The following is a 17,037-nucleotide window of genomic DNA, read 5'->3' as shown; positions in this document are numbered from 1 at the left end:
GCAACAGGCAACAGGCAACAGGCAACAGGCAACAGGCAACAGGCAACAGGCAACAGGCAACAGGCAACAGGCAACAGGCAACAGGCAACAGGCAACAGGCAACAGGCAACAGGCAACAGGCAACAGGCAACAGGTACACAAGAGATGTACCTCATTAGGTTGGGGAACGCTAGATGGCAAGGAAATTATAATGCCTGGGAAGACGACAGGCTTAGGGTGGGTTAGGGAAGGGCTCGTACTCATTTTCCGCCTCGTGGCCAGGGTTGGGACAGACCGCCGGGAAATGAAACAGGCAAGATGCCTGTTCCACCAACAGGCTCATTCCACCCACCGGGTCAAACAGAATCCCCCAAATTCAATTCGGGGGAGTGGCTTAAGGTAAGGATTCAGCCGTCAACCGTCAGTGGTCAGCCCTCAGCCCTCAGCGGTTGGCCCTCAGCGGTTGGCCCTCAGCGGTTGGCCTTTAGCTGAAAGCTGATAGCTGAAAACTGATAGCTGTTCGCGAAGCGTGCGCGTAGCGCTTAAGCTGAAAACTGATAGCTGTTCGCGAAGCGTGCGCGTAGCGCTTAAGCTGAAAACTGATAGCTGATAGCTTACGGCTCAAGTCATGATTCATTCCGCTTGCAACGGTGCATCCAACACTTTAGTAATGCGATCGCGTGCGCCTTCTAAGTGGGCTAAGCTAGCAGTATCAAGGTTTTTCCCTTGTTTGTTCAAGGTTTTTGCGATCGCATCCCGCAATTGACGGAGTTTATACCGGGCTAAGACCCGAGCATCATCAGGAGTATTAAAGGTTTGGATAGCAATAATAAATTCAGGGAAGGTGCGGGCACTTTCTAGACTATTGGAATTGCGCAGTGCCATGTTCACTAAAAGACTCATATACTGCCGTTGCAATCCCCGACGCAAGCTAGAGATTGGCTCAATTTTACCTTTAGTATCTAGTTTCCAGATGCTATCTTGAACGGTGTCAAACACTTCTGCCATGGTCAAGGCTTCCCCGGAACTAGTTTTCAGTTGAGCATCCCGCAAACGAGCCAACCGTTCTGATGAAAATAAATCCCCGAGCACAATGGTTTGAACTAACATCACTCGGTCATGAATGGGATAATCTAGGGGGAAAATAGTGGTAAAAGCACCCCAGTGAGTCCAGCGAGATGGGGCTAACTGGTTCAGTAGTTGGGGTGAGAAGTTAAAGGTATCTTCAGCAAACATATACTCCCCGAGCATGGCTAAAGCCTGACGCTGTTTTTCCACAGGGATGGGTTCAAAGGGGAGTGTGCCAGTCTTGCCACCAGTGTAGTTTCGATTAAAGGTTTGTCCCCCAATATAACCAGTAAGGGACATAGCGTTATCAAAGAAATAGGAGAAGACCGTATCAAAGCGATCGCGTAAATCCCCAGCACTTTCTTCAGGCAGCAGGTAACTGGTGTTCAAGCGTTTCCAAATTCCCTTAGCATTCTCCATTTGCCACTGAGAGTAGCGCAATGGATCACCACTAAGGTCCCAAACCTTAGCTTCTGGGTCAATAAAATCGAAAGTATCCTCATCTGTAGCATAGGATAGTCCCATTTCGGACCCTTCAGCCGCAATTTTGCGCAGTGTGCGTAATTCTTGTTGAGGAGTTAGAGCATCAATAGGAGTGTAGCCATACTTAATCACCCACTTATCATAGGGACCAACCACTGTCGAGAAATAATCTCCCTGTTCCATTCCCTCTGGCGCTAGATTAACTGGCACATAATCCATTACTGACGCCACTAGCCCTTGGTTGCGGGTAATCTCAATATTATTCAATTCCTCTGGACTCAACATGGTGCTGCCCCGGAAATTGTGGCGCAATCCCAGAGTATGACCCACTTCGTGAGCCGTCAGGTAGCGCAAATACTGCTCGATGAAGGTTTTCATTTCCTCACCACTGGGCAACTGGTGGTTTACCATCGATAGAGACAATGCTCCAAACTTAGCTTGCTGAGCTGATACCATCCCAAAACAGAACTCATGGTCTGGGACTTGGGTTAGTCCGGTTAGGAATTGCCCAGCTGGTAGGGTCAACTGAGCCGCTTTGCCAGGATTGCTCTTGAGGATTTCCTGCCATTTGAGGTAAGGACTTTTGATGCCATTACTACACAGGGAACCATTAAACGGGAATTGGGATAACCCAGATAATGCCTGGGATTGAGGCTGGGAAGCAATAGCCTGGTATTCCGCTTTGATCCAGCGCACCGCATTAGCATCAATAATCACGTCTGCATCCAAGATTTCCCCAGTCAAGGGGTTCACTCGGGATGGTCCCATAGCGATAATGCCTGGGAATGAGGGAAAAGAATTCGACCAGCGAATGGTGTTATAGCGAATATCAGCCGGGTCCCAGGTCGCATCATCTGGCATTTGCCGCACTTCAATGGCATTGTCAAACCCTGCCTCCCGAAACGCTTCATTCCACATCAAAATCCCCTCCCGAATTGCATCTCGGTACTCTAGAGGTACAGTATTTTCAATCCAAAATACAATCGGTTCTTTTGGGGGGGATACAGTAGCAGTAGGGTCTTGTTTTTCTAAATTCCAGCGCCTGATATAACGGATAAAGGGCTGTTTGCGGTTTTGATTGGATAGATTTTGATAAGCACTGATGAAATAGCCTACCCGTTCATCCGCTAGTCGATGACGGTAACCATTGTTAGTCGGTAGTTGAGAAAAGCTATAGCGGACACTAAGATTAAAAGCCCGTTGATCTGGCAGACTCCTTAAGGGAAAGAATAAATCTCCTCCACCAGAAAAGCCATAAACCGACTCAATCTCTACATTCAACGGAAATGCTTGAGCGTCACTGACATAGGATTTTTGAGGGTCTACTCCATAACTGCCTCCTAATATCCAAGGAAAAGCCGATGCTAGTCCAGAGAAAGACCCATCGCTGACTAGGAGTGGTGTTAAATCCACCAACAGAGTTTTTCGTTCTGGATGAATACTGGTAATGGGCAGGGAATATAGCACCGAATCACTAAAAGAACGCTTAACAGAACGCTCTTGGGGGTCACCGGGTCGAGTACGGAAGTAGATATTTGGTATGACTAAATCTATGGTCTTCTGTCGGCGGCGGAATTGGAACAAAAAATCATTAACTGGCCAACCTGTTTGGAGCCCCAACTCCCCAATTCCCGAAGCAAGGGTGACAACACATAGGAAGTTTTGATTTAGTTGATCGGGCTCAATTTCTAAATAAACTTTGTCTTTTTCTTTATTGCGGTAGAGGGTGAGTAATCCTGCTAATTCTTCGGCATCTTCTACGACCTTATCAAAGGGCTTTAACTTGGAATTACTACTATCTGAATCGGATAAATCCTCTGAGGGTGCCTCTGAGGGGCCTTCAGCAATTTCAGGAGTTTGAACTTGGTTATGGGCTAAGGTTAGTTGGGGCGAGTCAACAATCTGTTGACCCAACTGTTGATCCAAAGTATTGCCCCTTGGAGTAGATAGAGCTATGGTTTGGAGGTACAAAGGGGATAGTACCAAGACGAATGCACACACACATAATATCAAGAACTTTATTCTTTTCATCGATTAATCACTAATTTTTTTTTTACGAAAATAAAGAGGACTGATTAATAATTATCATGGTTAGGAATCATGAAAGCTTAAAAATTTAAACTTCATCACTTCATATCATAATTACCAACTTCCTAAATTTGACAATTAATTATTGATTATAGCGTTTATGACACTTATAGCAGTCGCCAGGGCAGTTAGGACATGACAAAAGTCTCACACCCTTTGTAAGCGCAAGAGTTTGACTTCTGACTTCTGACTTCTGACTTCTGACTTCTGACTTCTGACTTCTGACTTCTGCTATATAATGTCCCTTCATTTTTTTTATCCCTACTCCCTACTCTCTACTCCCTACTCCCCAAGACGAAAGTACTTCAACCAATTGATAGCTGCTAGAGTTACAATTGATTAGTTGTTGATTAGTTTAATCTTTATAGCTTCTGATTCCTAAGTATTACTTAAGTATTACTATCAATGGGAAGCACAGAGCAGAGCCATGGTTTTAGATGTTCTATTTATTTTTATTCAAGATGGTGTGATTTTACTATAGTGGTTTTACTATAGCTTTTTTTAATTAAATAGACGAATCAATGGACTAACCCTTCAAGCACCCCGAAATTTCCACACCTTGGGTTAGTCTAGATCTATTTTTCCTGTACTTTGAGCCTTGGCAGTTCAAAAAAACCTAAGCATTCAGCCGTCAGCTAATGCGCTACGCGCACGCTTGGCCTTGGCCGTTGGCCACGCTACGCTAATGGCCACGCTGCTTGAGGTGCGAACAGCTATCAGCTATTAGCGAGTAGGCGCTTTAACTGCACTGGGTCGGATCAGTCAAACGAGCAGGGATTGTCAACCAGCCATACTCGTTCGTAAGCTTGTTTACTACCTCCCGTTGATTAGTTAATTAGCTGACGGCTGACGGCTGATAGCTGAATGCTTACAAAAAAACTGTACAGTGACTTCAAGTCAAGCTATACTTTGAGCAGTCAGCTTTCAGGTATTTATTAGTCAGCCCTTGCAGCTGACTACTTAAGCTCAGAAGTATAGTTGACTGAAAGTAGTGTCAGCTAAATTAGGTAAGCATTCAGCAAATGCGCTACGCCCACGCTACTTGAGGTGCTGTCAACAGTCAGCTCATCAACGGCAGGTAGTAAACAAGCACCAGGGGTTATGCTACGTCTGGTTCAGAATCCCTGCTGGTTTTACTAATCCGACCCCGTGCAGTTAAAGCGGCTGATACGCGACACGCTGATAGCTGATAGCTTAAACTTGATTAGCAGCCAAGCTATTGATAACACTAGACACCAAAGTCAGAACGATGGCCCCAAAAAAAGCTGGCCAGAAACCGTTGACCATAAACGCAGCAGGAGTGAAATAGGATGCCAGGGATAGGGTGATAGCATTAATCACCAACAGAAATAGTCCCATGGATAAAATTGTGATGGGCAAGGTCAGAATCACTAGAATCGGTCTAATGATGGCGTTCACTAAACCAATGACTACTACCGCTACAGCAGCTGCACCAAAACCACTAATGGTAATTCCTGGTACCAGGTAAGCAGTAATCATTAGTGAGATAGCACTTAGCAGCCAAGTCAAAAATATATTAAGCATCGATCTCACAAAAATATCGCTCACTATGATTTTAGCGATTCTGGCAAGATTAGCCTGTAAGCATTCAGCCGTCAGCTATGAGCTATCAGCTTTCAGCCATCAGCATATGTGCTAGGCACACGCGATCGCGTTCAGCTTTCAGCTATCAGCTTTCAGCCATCAGCATATGTGCTAGGCACACGCGATCGCGTTCAGCTATGAGCTATCAGCTTTCAGCCATCAGCATATGTGCTAGGCACACGCGATCGCGTTCAGCTTTCAGCTATCAGCTTTCAGCCATCAGCATATGTGCTAGGCACACGCGATCGCGTTCAGCTATGAGCTATCAGCTTTCAGCCATCAGCATATGTGCTAGGCACACGCGATCGCGTTCAGCTTTCAGCTATCAGCTTTCAGCCATCAGCATATGTGCTAGGCACACGCGATCGCGTTCAGCTATCAGCTTTCAGCTTTCAGCCAACGGCTGAGCACTGACCGCTGACCGCTGACGGCACCTCAAGCAGCGTGCGCGAACGCGCATATGCTTACCTTTGGTATAACTCAAGTGATTATGCATCACAGTATGATTAAATTGGACGATTGCAGCAATAAATCTTTATGTTTTTCCGGCTACTGGTTACATTCTTATTTGCGTGCTCTGTTTTTTGTTATCCCTTACCCGTTCACGCCAAGAGTATAGCCTGCGATGGGAAACAACTCGTGGGAGCAGACTTATCTGGTGAAGACTTACAGAAAGTCAAAATTACCTATTGCAATTTGGACCAGGCTAACTTAGCCGATGCCAAATTGATCCAAGCATCTATCAAACATACTACCCTGAATAATGCTAATCTCCATGGAGCAGACTTGACCAAGAGCGACACCTACAACATTAGCTTCAATGATGCAGATTTAACTGATGTCATCTTTACTGGTGCCTTACTGCAACGTGCCAGTTTTGATGGGGCTGACATCACCGGTGCTGATTTTACTAGCACCCTGATCCAACCGGTCAGAGAACGGTTAAAACTCTGCGATGTAGCAAGTGGGGTGAATCCTACAACTGGTGTGGTGACTCGTGACTCTTTGGGGTGTTGGTAAGGTGTTGAATGTTGACTGTTGAATGTTGACTGTTGAATGTTGACTGTTGAATGTTGACTGTTGAATGTTGACTGTTGAATGTTGACTGTTGACTATCAAATAGTCAACAGTCTTGATCGATGGGGCTTACTTGACCGATGGTATGCTGGATGGTGTGCAAATTTGATAACTGTTTGCTAGAGGTGCATCTGAAAACTGGTGTTGCGACTTGTGAGTCTTTGGGATGTCGATTAAACGAGTAGGTGTAATTGGTGGAGGACAACTGGCCTGGATGATGGCAATGGCTGCCAAATCTTTGGGTATTCGGCTAGTGGTTCAAACTCCTAATATTACTGATCCAGCTGTCTGTGTTGCTGCTGAAACTGTCTTTGCTGCTATTGATGATGGGGTGGCTACCGAGCAAATGGCATCTCGCTGTGATGTGATTACCTTTGAGAATGAATTTATTAACCTCCATGCCCTGAAATATCTGGCAAAGCGGGGAATTTGCTTTTACCCCCGACTAGAGGCCCTAGCGCCACTGTTGGATAAATATGACCAACGCTGCTATTTCGATCGGATTGGTTTACCCCAGCCAGAGTTTATCAGTCTGGAGGGGGAAGTGGGTAAGCAGGAATTAAAGTCCCTAGCCTCTTCTCGAACCCCCATCAACCTGAGTGAGTTAGAGTTTCCTCTGGTGCTGAAAGCGCGACGCCAAGGTTATGACGGCAAGGGTACGTTTATTATTAAAGACAGTCATAGCTTACAGGAAACTTGGAACCAGTTAAGCAATCAACCTGTGGTGCTAGAAGAGTTTATTCCCTTTGAACGGGAGTTGGCAGTAATGGCTGCTCGTTCTGTAGATGGGGAGGTGGTGGTTTACCCGGTGGTGGAAACTCAGCAGGAAGAACAGGTGTGTCGGCGAGTGATTGCACCGGCCCAGATTAGCCCAGATACGGTGGCGGAGGTGAATGCGATCGCAAAAACTCTCCTGACTAGTTTAGAGGTAGTGGGAGTCTTTGGGATTGAGTTATTCCTGACTAGCAATAACAAAGTTTTGGTTAATGAAGTGTCCCCTCGTACCCATAATTCCGGTCATTACACCATTGATGCTTGCGAAACCTCTCAATTTGAGCAGCAACTGCGAGCCGTGGTAGGTTTACCCTTAGGTAGCCCACAGATGCATTGTCCCAGTGCAGTAATGGTCAATCTTTTGGGTTATGAATCTTCCCAGGATGATTACCAACAGAAACGGCAGACCTTAGCCAGTTTACCAGGGGCGTTTGTCCATTGGTATGGTAAGACTCAATCCCGCCCAGGACGTAAGTTAGGTCATGTTACGGTTTTGAATGATGGGAATTCGGTACAAGAGGTAATTGAGAAGGTTGAATCGGTTTGGTATGGCTAATACTCAGAATTAAGAATGTAGAATGTAGAATGTAGAATGTAGAATGTAGAATTAAGAATGTAGAATCTAGAATGTAGAATCTAGAATGTAGAATCTAGAATGTAGAATCTAGAATTAAGAATGTAGAATCTAGAATGTAGAATCTAGAATTAAGAATGTAGAATGTAGAATGTAGAATGTAGAATTAAGAATGTAGAATGTAGAATGTAGAATGTAGAAGTCTCAATTCTCAATTCTCAATTATTAATTCTTAATTATTAATTCTAAATTCTAAATTATTAATTCTACATTCTACTACTCCCTACTCCCTTTGCTAAAGCAGTAGATAACTGGCGTAAGCGATCGCTAACTTCTAAATTGACTTCGTGAGCCTTTAAATGTTCGGGCATTTCAGCCATTAGTAAGGGATTTTCTTCTAACCATTCATTCTGGGCTACTCCTCGCCACACGGCTTCATATTGAATAAAGCGATCGCGCAATTGATCGAGTTCTTGTAGGCAAAATTGCTCAAACCCTGCGGCCTCAAAGATGGCCGAACGCAAATAGGTTTCAAACGCTGTGATATCCGTTTCAACTTCCAAGATTACCTCCTCCGCTGAATTGGTAGGTTTTGGTGGCACATCCCCAGAGACTTCACGAATACCTAATAGCTCATGGCGCAGCTTGGGATCATAGAGCAACTTTGACCCACGATTTACATATCGTCTTAGGACGCTGAAAGCCTTCTCTTCCCCACTGTAGTAAATATCGACTACTTCTATATCGGCTCCCAGTCTTTTCACAATACGCTGACGAGTTTCACTCCCTAAAGGACCAGGAATTAAGGAGTCGGCAACGGGACGGGCAAAGCGAAGAAATAACGCGGTCAAACTTCGACTTAAGAGTTCCACAAACTGCTCGGGATTACCAATAAGTCGCTGCTCTAATTCCTGGGTTTTCCAGAGTAACGTGGTCAGATGGTCAACTAACTTTAATGCCTCTTCTTTGATTTCTAGGGCAAGGTTATGAGCAATATCTACTAAGAAAATGCTAATGGTAGCAGAAAGTTCTTTCCGCCAGTTATAGTTAGTTACTTGAGCATCAAATATACCGGAATCATTTTCATTGAAAATTCGTTCTTTTCTTTGCTCATTATTATTCCTGATTTCTTCAATGTTACTCTCAATATCCTCGAGATATCGAGACCGAAATTTTTCTAGGATATCTGACGTGAGAGATTCTTCCCCTGCTGCCGTAGACTTGCGAATATTATCGTTATAATAGTCGCTCAGGTCTGCTTTAATGGTTTTCCACTTTTCTTCCCACCACTGGGAAAATTCAATACGCCGTTGATTTTCTTGTAATCGCTTGGCTTCCGCTGGATTCTCAGGATATCGCTTACTAACGATATCAAAAATTTCTTTTGATGTTGTGAGTATTTTATTGATTAAAGCATCACAACGTTTCTGTAAAACACTAACCCGTTCATTATTAATATAATCAGTAATGCGAGCCTTGATTTCCTGAATACCAGTCGCTTCCTGTCTTAAAGCTTCTTCGTCTTCGATACCTGTCAGACAGTTAAGCTTATTTAAAATTGATTCCGGACTGCCAACACATTTGAATGTTTGTTCATTAGCAAAACCATTTAATACTAAATAAGCTCCCGCTGAACCATGGACAATTCGCTGAGGAGATAATTGTGCTCGTCGATACCAATCTTTTGATGCTACATCCAGATGTTCTTGAAGAGCTGCTGGACTAGCAAACTGATCAATCCGACTCAAGAAAACGAAAAGTTTATCGGCAACGTTTACATTCTTGTCACCCTGCTCAGTAAACTCAAGAATTTGAAGTTCTGCACCCCGAATACTAGAAAATTGCTGCACCACAATCACAGCATCACAATCTGATAGCATTTCTCTAGATTCCTCTATATGCTTGGCTAACCCTGAGTCTAATCCAGGCACATCATAGAAAACAATACCTTCAGCTTGGACGAGTTTATTGGTATAGAGTCTAGCTTCTAATACTGCATGGGCGTATTGCTCATCAGCAACATACTTGTTCAGGTCTTTGTTAATGTCTTCAAGGCGACTAAATGGGAGAGTTTTCCGACCTTCGCTACGAACTTGTCTTAAGGTGTCTTGATACTTTCGGATTGTATCTAAATCTTGTTTAGCTCCATCTCTATGCCTAGAATTACTGTTGGATTCTGACTCCAGTTCATGCAACAGACTAGTAAATTGTTCTTCGGTTTTAGGCTCAACTTCTAGCCTTTGCTGAGAATCTTGTTCAACGGAATAAATTTGTGTAGTTGTAAAGGTACAACGTCCAGCTTTTGCTGGCAGTAAATCACAATCTAACCAGGCATTAACAAAGGTACTTTTTCCGGCTTTTTCCAAGCCCACAACAGCAATCCGAAATTCTCGCTTTTTCAAGCGTTCAAGCTGACGACGAGCGGGTTTTTCTTCTTCCAACAGCACCTCTTTGAGGTGACCAGGAACTCCCGCTTGAGGAAGCCTAGCTAAATCAACAGCGTGGCGCAGCACAGTTAAGGCGTCACTTAAACGAGTTTCATAATAGGATGAAGCAGTTTTCCAATCCATTTTTCCAATCTCTTTTATAGCGTTTATTGAATGTATGAGGTAAAGTAAGCAACCTCAAAGTCCCCCTTTTTAAGGGGGATTTAGGGGGATCCCTTGGTACCTCATGGGAAACAGAATTGCTATAATTCCTTAAGCGCAGATAAAATTTTCTAAACCATCTAGGTTGATAAGACGAGCAATTTTATTGATTTTAGCATCACCATCAGGTAGCTTCTTCTTAAGACTGTATTTTGTCTCCTGAGCAATCATCCCTTCACCTTCAGGAATTATCAGCTGGATATAAGCATATTCTTCACTATAAAAATTGATACTACTTCCACTGAAATTAAGATTGACTTTTTGCTCAATAGCTTGGACTGAACCATCACATAAAAAATAAGATGCAGAGGATATAAGTTTTTTAACACGACTTGAAGGAATCTGAAGACCTGGATTCAATCCACTGAATTGATGAGAAGGAACAACCAAGCACAAAACAGAAGGCTTTCTTGATAATCCAGTAAGTCTAGGTTGATAGTCATATAAATATCGGTCTCTAGCTTTTACTTGAGGCTCCCTTATATTTCTATTTACTTGAGGCTGTCTTATATTTCTATCTTTATTTAATTTACGTCTTTGCTCTGATTGTTTAACTGCAATATAATATAATGCAGGAAGTATGAAAGCTACAATAATTATTACTGTAAACATTCCGTTATTATCTTGAATTGGGACCAAAAAATTAGGAAATTCCATTGCTTCTGGGATTTGTGCGATTTCCTTTAGGAAAGGAATTTGAAATATAAATAAATCCTTGATTGGACTGGACAAGAAAGGTTTACAAAATTTGAAGTCATTGTCGAGAGTCGAATTTTTATCTATGCCAAAATAGTGACAAATATCTTCACTATTCTCTGGGTCTAGATAAGCGATCGCTTCATAGAGACACCCCCGATCACGATTTTTAATAACCGCATAAATTTCCTTGAACTGCTCTTGATAGATTTTTAGGGGGTCTTGGTAGTCTTGATTCATTTCATTGCGGTACTCTTCATACTAAACATAATCATGAAAATTAGTAACTTAAACAGGTTACTTTATCATTTTACAAAATCAACATAAACTACCTCAGTACTTTTCCAGCTTTCTTAATATTATCCTCAAGTTGTTTAGCTTCTAGTTGTAGGTAATTCCATATGGATAAGTCTTGTTGATGAGACAGTCTAGCTTGATCGTGGGCTTTGTCGAGCCGCTCTTGATAACGGTCTACAATTTCCTTTTGAGAAGATTCAACTCCAGTTAGAAAGCTATTGATTTGAGATATAAACCAATCGGCAACCTGACGATAAATTTCTACTTCTGCCTGTTTTTTTTGCAGTAGCCATCCTTTCAGGATGTCTTCAGTTTTTGGTAACTTAGCATTATCACTAGAGCGTTCTTTGGTTTCTATATAGTATGCTATTCTTTTCCAAATCCAGAGAGACCACCAATCTCTTTTATGTTTTGGAACTTCAACATGTTCTAACCATGTCCCTTCCACAATTGGAAATCCTGCTTTAAATTCAAAGCTTGGCTGAAGTTCAATATCAATTTTTACCATTTGTGAGTTTGAAAAGCTAATCCCTATATTAGGGGCAATACTGCTCATTCCTTCTTCCAGAATAGATAAGTAAGCATTCAACAAGGTTTCTAAAGCATCACGCACTCTCCTCATTTCTCGCTCTAATATTTTTTTTACTGCTTCATTGATCAAAAGCTTCAAGATATCAGCTAACTGATTCAACTTATCATTGAGCTTGGTAAGATTACTTTTTTCTTCGTAAGTACGTGCTTCGATCTCCTTGCCGTTCTCAGCTACTTCAGGAGAATACCCTAAGTCAATTAAATCGTCAATTGTTCTTTCTAAAAGATTTAATATTGTCGGATTAGCAGCTTGAAGGGTTTTACTGTTTAAGCGGAGTTTTCCGTTATCCAAAGACTCAATTACAGGTTCCAATATTTCCTCGACTCCTTCTGTCATAGCTTTTCGCCATCCATAAAGGGGCACTAAGCTGTCTGCACGCTCTTGATAAGAGCTTTCTCTTAGTTCGCGAATAATATCGGCAATAATCTGATCTGTCCTTGTTCTAGGATCGATTGATTCCTGCTCTGGTGAAGCCATTTGACCACTTTCTTTCATTAAACCTTCTAGAGCATTTTCAATCTGTTCAAAAGGGCCTCTTAGTTCTTGAGCTTTTTGTAAAATAAACTGACTGATGTCTTGCCGAATTTGGAAAATATTATTACATTCTTTTTGGTAGTCTTCTTCTGAGCTATTAATGAAAGCATAAGTGGTTTGTATAGCCCACTCTGCTACTGCATTACCTGCTTTAGCTTTAAAGCGGTCTACAATTTGTGGAATAACTAATTGTGGAAAGTTTTCATCGATATGCTCTTTCAGGTATTTGTGAAATTCCTCTGCGTAAGATACTTCCCAAACCTTCTCGGCAACACGGCGGCGCTCATGGTTTTCCCATCGCTCTACTTTTCTGGGTAAATCTTCTATAATCTCTTCTGGAATTAAGAAGTTAAACATACTGTCTATTTTTCGAGAGGCTTGAGTGCTTTTTTGTTGATCATCACTCTTCATTTGCATCGAAAATAAAGCTGGCAATGCACTCATTTTTATTACTTTTAAAGCACTAATATCTTCTTGATATTCTTCTAGCTCTTTGGTTAACTTCTGTTTGATATCGTGAACAGTTTTTTTGAAAAAATCTATTTCACTATCAGGCCAATTTTGGTCTTTGCGAAACTCATCAATCCGATTCAGCACAAAGAGCATCCGGGCTGGTGAGCCTCCTAGTTCTTTGACCTGATCAACCACTTCTTGAAGTAAGTTACTAACTTTTTGTCTATCGGTTTCTGCACTATTATAGGTAACTATACATAAGGCTTCTTTACATTTTCTAATCACAGAGCCATTCCCTTCATCACCAACATGGGCTAAACCGGGAAGATCCATGATTCGCACTTTGGTTTTTTCAGGCAAATCAAGCAGTTTAGGATCGGCTAGAAGCCGGAAAGGATAATATATCGTTGTTTGTGGACAAGCAACACTAGTTTTTCCGTCTCGATTAGCTTGAAGATAGGACTTCATGACTTGGTCTAAACGGTCATAAATGTCTTCGTCGGTAAGATTGCGCCATTCTCCACATTCCCAAAGTGCGCCTGGGGTTTGATCAATTTTCAGAGATTTCGTTTCACTGTATTCTACAATCACAACCCCTGCACTCATTTCTTGTACAGCAACTGGGACAATTTCTGCCCCACACAAGAAGTTGACCAGGGTACTTTTAGCACTGCTAGTTGTTCCTGTTGTGGCTAAGGTAAGAACCGGTTGACTGAGTTCTTTAACTAATTCACTTACCGCCAGCTGAAATTCGATGTTTAAATCTTCGAGTTCAGTATGGTACTCTGGGGGTAGCTGCTCACGGATTTGATCTTGAAAACTACCCCATTCCTGGTTAATAGTATTGATTGATTGTTCAACAGCTTCAAAAATATTTTTGATGTTGCTTCTCATTATAATCAAAGCCTTTAGTGTTGAGTAGTAAAGATGGTATAGAAACTACTATGAAATTCAAAGTAGCGGAAAAACCCCTATAGGGTTTATTTCTTGATTAAGCTTTTAGTTAGCTTTTAAATAACCCTTAATCTAAGATTACCCTAACTTAATATAAAACTGTCAAGGTGAATTGCTGAATGAAATATTTGTGAATCCAGGCAAGGATAATGAAGAAATTACTATGGGATTATTGGTGATGATCGAGTATAGGGTTTCCTGTAGGAGATGTAAACCTGTATGGTCTTTTTTTATTGGACAATAAAACTTTACCCACCCGTAACCCCTCCTGAGGTAAGCTATCAGCTGATAGCTGATAGCTGATAGCTGATAGCTTACCTGATTATGTCTGTGATGGACTGGTGGTTTCAGGGTCTAAGGGATTATCTGAGGTGGATTTCTGGGTAATCCAAGCGGTAATAATATGAGAAAGTAGTCCGATTGGTCCTGCAAATAAGCATAGAATTAGGGAGTGAATAGTCCAAATACCAGCCTGTTGCCCTTGGCAATAAATCCAACGGCCTACAAACAAGTCCAGAACTAGGAAGTGTATCCAGCCAGTAGCAGCAACGGTTTCGTCACTAAAGAAACGGGCAATATCGGCTAACTGAGGATTGGATAAGGCTTGGGCGGATTCTGGTGTAATGCTATTAATAAATAGTTGACACTCCCCGTCCTAAAGGCGCGGGGATTCTTCGATCATAGACTCGGCTTGCTGAACCTGGCCGGAACCAAGAACAGTAGAGGCTAAATCTCCCGAAGCGTTCGGATCTATGATCCAGGTTCCGGTGTGCCCCACCGTACCCAAGGCTTTTTTAAGGATATTGACTGCGGCGTTATGGTCTCTGTCCAACTTACAACCACACTTACAAATGTGAGTTCTAGTTGATAATGATTTCTTCACTACTTCGCCGCATTCTGAGCAGTTTTGGCTTGTATAAGCAGGATTTACTGCTACAGTCACTCTGCCAAACTTAGTTCCAAAATGCTCCAGCCATTTCCTGAATTGATACCAACCAGCGTCATTAATAGACTTAGCAAGACAATGATTCTTTACTAGATTCTTGACTCTTAAATCTTCGTAAGCGACCAGGTCGTTAGACCGGATTACGCAACGTGCCAGTCTCTTAGCATGTTCTTCACGCTGCCTACTTATTCTAAGATGATGCCTTCCTAGTCTGTTAATGGCTTTCTTGCGGTTAGCAGAGCCTTTCACTTTCCGAGATACTCGACGTTGATAAAACTTTAAGCGTTTTTCGCCTTTCCTATAGAATCTAGGATTTGGTTCTGTGTTTCCGTCAGAGTCAGTATAGAACTCCTTTAGTCCCAAATCTAGACCAACGTTTCTCTTAGAAGGGTCTAAGTCTTCTTTTATGTCAACTGCTACGCAAAATTGAACATAGTAGCCATCAGCGCGTTTAATTATCCTTACTCTTTTGATTTGTTTTTTGTCGAATTGCCACAAATCCCAAGTTCCCTTGAGCTTGAGCTTTCCGATGCTTTTCTTGTCACTGAAGGTGATAGCCTTATTATCAGAGGATAGCTTCCAACCAGACTGCTTGTACTCTACAGACCGGCAATGTTTTTGAAATCTAGGAAAGCTCTTTTTTCCAGGCTTGTTCTTTTTGCAGTTGTCATAAAATCGAACAATCGATGACCATGCACGTTCAGAAGCTGCCTGTCGTGCTGTTGAGTTCAGCTCATTAGCAAAAGGGAATTGCTTAGCCAGTACTTTACAATACTTACTAAGGTCATATTTCCCAGTCCCTTTATTGTCCATCCATAAACGAAGACAAGAATTGCGAACAAATTTAACTGTCCGAATAGCTTCATCTATGGCTTTGTATTGACTTTCTTTCCCGTAAGCTTTGAACTCAATTATGATCATTGACCTAAGGTCACGCTCCGCGAACGCCGAATCGCATTAATCTGTTGTGTTAATCTGTGGTGTTAATCTGTTCTGGTTCAGTTTCCATAGTTGGATGTTGCTTAGACCAATAACATTGTCATTGCTCGTCCCAAACCCGATCACTGGGCAGATTTTACTATTAGGTCGCCCCTGGGGATAATTTTAAACAAATTCCACAGGTCTTGTGGAATTTACGGTATAAATATTCAACGGTGAAGGTTAAACAAATAAATTATAATAAATCCGATGATTAACAACCATGACGGCTCTCTAGCCACTACACTAAAGCAACGGCGTCAAAAACTGGCTCAGCTGGTGGATTTTCCAGTAATTCTCTGGTCTGGACATCCTAGTCCTCGAAATTTCCGAGCCAATTCGTTCCCGTTTCGGGCTAGCAGTCACTTCCTGTATTTTGCTGGTTTACCCCTAACTAATGCGGTAATTTGCCTCAATGATGGCAAACTCGATTTATTCATGGATAAGCCAGCCCCTGGTAGTGCGTTGTGGCACGGAGAGACCCCTTCACCTGAGGCAATTGCTGAGATGATTGGGGCTGATCGGGTTTTTCCCCTTTCAGAATTGCGATCGCATAGCGTCGGCTTTGCCGAATCGCATTCTCAGGGTGCAGCCACCATTGCTGTTCAAAATCCCACTACTTACAGCCAACAACAGGAACTATTAGGTCGTGCTGTGGGAGCCGCTGATGCTCCAAAAGGGATTGACTTGGATTTAGCGAAAGCCATTATATCCCTACGGTTATACCATGACGAGGGGGCATTATCGGAGTTGTGCCAAGCCGCTGAGGTTTCGATTGCTGCTCATAAAGCCGGAATGGCAGCTACTCCCAAGGCTAAACTGGAAGCGGAAGTGCGGGGAGCCATGGAAGGGGTAATTATTGCCCATAATATGACCCGTGCTTACACAAGTATTGTTACGGTTCATGGGGAAGTGCTCCACAATGGTGAGTATCACCATTCCCTGCAACCGGGAGAGTTACTGCTGGCGGATGTAGGAGCAGAAACCCCTATGGGTTGGGCGGCGGATATTACCCGTACTTGGCCGGTGAGTGGTAAATTTTCCCCTACTCAGCGGGATATATATAATGTCGTCAAAGAAGCCCATGATTTCTGTATCAAGAATCTTTACCCTGGGGTGGAATATCGAGAGATTCATATGACAGCAGCAGGGGTGATGGCTGAAGGATTGATAGATTTGGGGATTCTGCGAGGAGACATCTCGGATTTAGTAGCAATGGATGCCCATGCTTTATTCTTTCCCCATGGTGTTGGTCATTTGCTGGGATTAGATGTCCATGATATGGAAGATT

General features: G+C 42.6%; 14 protein-coding genes. 6 read left to right on the top strand and 8 right to left on the bottom strand.

What is annotated here, in order from left to right; all coding sequences use genetic code 11:
- The coding region (locus F6K37_RS14435; protein WP_287250894.1) for a hypothetical protein at positions 1 to 382 on the top strand (382 nt) is incomplete at its 5' end.
- A gap of 81 nt (positions 383 to 463) precedes the next feature.
- On the opposite strand, the gene F6K37_RS14430 is transcribed toward F6K37_RS14435, so the two are convergent.
- Both F6K37_RS14430 and F6K37_RS14425 read right to left on the bottom strand, forming a co-directional pair.
- The gene (locus F6K37_RS14430) at positions 464 to 616 is read right to left on the bottom strand and encodes a hypothetical protein (protein WP_287250892.1); all 153 of its coding nucleotides are present in this window, start codon (positions 614 to 616) and stop codon (positions 464 to 466) included.
- Entirely contained in the window at positions 613 to 3,561 is a 2,949-nt protein-coding gene (locus F6K37_RS14425) for a zinc-dependent metalloprotease (RefSeq protein ID WP_287250891.1), read from the bottom strand. The genes F6K37_RS14430 and F6K37_RS14425 overlap by 4 nt, the downstream gene beginning before the upstream one ends.
- Before the next feature lie 655 nt (positions 3,562 to 4,216).
- Between F6K37_RS14425 and F6K37_RS14420 the strand changes: the two genes are divergently transcribed.
- Positions 4,217 to 4,345: a hypothetical protein gene (locus F6K37_RS14420; RefSeq protein WP_267871995.1), complete on the top strand. Its 129-nt coding sequence runs from the start codon at positions 4,217 to 4,219 to the stop codon at positions 4,343 to 4,345.
- 467 nt (positions 4,346 to 4,812) lie between these two features.
- On the opposite strand, the gene F6K37_RS14415 is transcribed toward F6K37_RS14420, so the two are convergent.
- A complete protein-coding gene (locus tag F6K37_RS14415; protein ID WP_044492381.1) occupies positions 4,813 to 5,163 on the bottom strand; it encodes a phage holin family protein in 351 nt (116 codons plus the stop codon).
- 77 nt (positions 5,164 to 5,240) lie between these two features.
- Between F6K37_RS14415 and F6K37_RS14410 the strand changes: the two genes are divergently transcribed.
- The 3 genes from F6K37_RS14410 to F6K37_RS14400 all read left to right on the top strand — a co-directional run bounded on the left by F6K37_RS14410 (position 5,241) and on the right by F6K37_RS14400 (position 7,630).
- Entirely contained in the window at positions 5,241 to 5,630 is a 390-nt protein-coding gene (locus tag F6K37_RS14410) for a hypothetical protein (RefSeq protein ID WP_287250889.1), read from the top strand.
- Between the two features lie 232 nt (positions 5,631 to 5,862).
- Entirely contained in the window at positions 5,863 to 6,243 is a 381-nt protein-coding gene (locus F6K37_RS14405) for a pentapeptide repeat-containing protein (protein ID WP_008180578.1), read from the top strand.
- Between the two features lie 223 nt (positions 6,244 to 6,466).
- Entirely contained in the window at positions 6,467 to 7,630 is a 1,164-nt protein-coding gene (locus tag F6K37_RS14400) for a 5-(carboxyamino)imidazole ribonucleotide synthase (protein WP_287250888.1), read from the top strand.
- Positions 7,631 to 7,914: 284 nt separating this feature from the next.
- Here the strand turns inward: F6K37_RS14400 and F6K37_RS14395 are convergent, their stop codons facing one another.
- The 5 genes from F6K37_RS14395 to F6K37_RS14375 all read right to left on the bottom strand — a co-directional run bounded on the left by F6K37_RS14395 (position 7,915) and on the right by F6K37_RS14375 (position 15,689).
- On the bottom strand, positions 7,915 to 10,218 hold the full coding sequence (locus F6K37_RS14395; RefSeq protein ID WP_287250886.1) for a dynamin family protein: 2,304 nt from the start codon (positions 10,216 to 10,218) through the stop codon (positions 7,915 to 7,917).
- 129 nt (positions 10,219 to 10,347) lie between these two features.
- A complete protein-coding gene (locus F6K37_RS14390; protein WP_287250885.1) occupies positions 10,348 to 11,232 on the bottom strand; it encodes a hypothetical protein in 885 nt (294 codons plus the stop codon).
- Positions 11,233 to 11,320: 88 nt separating this feature from the next.
- A complete protein-coding gene (locus F6K37_RS14385; protein ID WP_287250884.1) occupies positions 11,321 to 13,762 on the bottom strand; it encodes a dynamin family protein in 2,442 nt (813 codons plus the stop codon).
- A gap of 382 nt (positions 13,763 to 14,144) precedes the next feature.
- Complete coding sequence (locus F6K37_RS14380; protein WP_075873636.1) at positions 14,145 to 14,456, bottom strand: ABA4-like family protein; 312 nt, start codon at positions 14,454 to 14,456, stop codon at positions 14,145 to 14,147.
- Positions 14,457 to 14,477: 21 nt separating this feature from the next.
- On the bottom strand, positions 14,478 to 15,689 hold the full coding sequence (locus tag F6K37_RS14375) for an RNA-guided endonuclease InsQ/TnpB family protein (protein WP_083373843.1): 1,212 nt from the start codon (positions 15,687 to 15,689) through the stop codon (positions 14,478 to 14,480).
- Positions 15,690 to 15,956: 267 nt separating this feature from the next.
- On the opposite strand from F6K37_RS14375, the gene F6K37_RS14370 reads away from it, so the two are divergent.
- Positions 15,957 to 17,037 (top strand): aminopeptidase P family protein (locus F6K37_RS14370; RefSeq protein ID WP_287250882.1); only part of this gene is annotated, 1,081 nt, incomplete at its 3' end.

The organism is Moorena sp. SIO4E2 (genome assembly GCF_010671945.1).
Taxonomy (GTDB): Bacteria; Cyanobacteriota; Cyanobacteriia; order Cyanobacteriales; family Coleofasciculaceae; genus Moorena; species Moorena producens.
Note: the sequence above shows the minus strand (reverse complement) of the source record. Positions and strands in the feature narration are given on the sequence as shown.

What these genes read in the sequence shown, in the direction of transcription:
- F6K37_RS14415 (WP_044492381.1), bottom strand. Translation starts at nt 5,163, where the DNA reads ATGCTTAATATATTTTTGACTTGGCTGCTAAGTGCTATCTCACTAATG.
- F6K37_RS14375 (WP_083373843.1), bottom strand. Translation starts at nt 15,689, where the DNA reads ATGATCATAATTGAGTTCAAAGCTTACGGGAAAGAAAGTCAATACAAA.
- F6K37_RS14385 (WP_287250884.1), bottom strand. Translation starts at nt 13,762, where the DNA reads ATGAGAAGCAACATCAAAAATATTTTTGAAGCTGTTGAACAATCAATC.
- F6K37_RS14430 (WP_287250892.1), bottom strand. Translation starts at nt 616, where the DNA reads ATGAATCATGACTTGAGCCGTAAGCTATCAGCTATCAGTTTTCAGCTT.
- F6K37_RS14410 (WP_287250889.1), top strand. Translation starts at nt 5,241, where the DNA reads ATGAGCTATCAGCTTTCAGCCATCAGCATATGTGCTAGGCACACGCGA.
- F6K37_RS14390 (WP_287250885.1), bottom strand. Translation starts at nt 11,232, where the DNA reads ATGAATCAAGACTACCAAGACCCCCTAAAAATCTATCAAGAGCAGTTC.
- F6K37_RS14395 (WP_287250886.1), bottom strand. Translation starts at nt 10,218, where the DNA reads ATGGATTGGAAAACTGCTTCATCCTATTATGAAACTCGTTTAAGTGAC.
- F6K37_RS14425 (WP_287250891.1), bottom strand. Translation starts at nt 3,561, where the DNA reads ATGAAAAGAATAAAGTTCTTGATATTATGTGTGTGTGCATTCGTCTTG.
- F6K37_RS14400 (WP_287250888.1), top strand. Translation starts at nt 6,467, where the DNA reads ATGTCGATTAAACGAGTAGGTGTAATTGGTGGAGGACAACTGGCCTGG.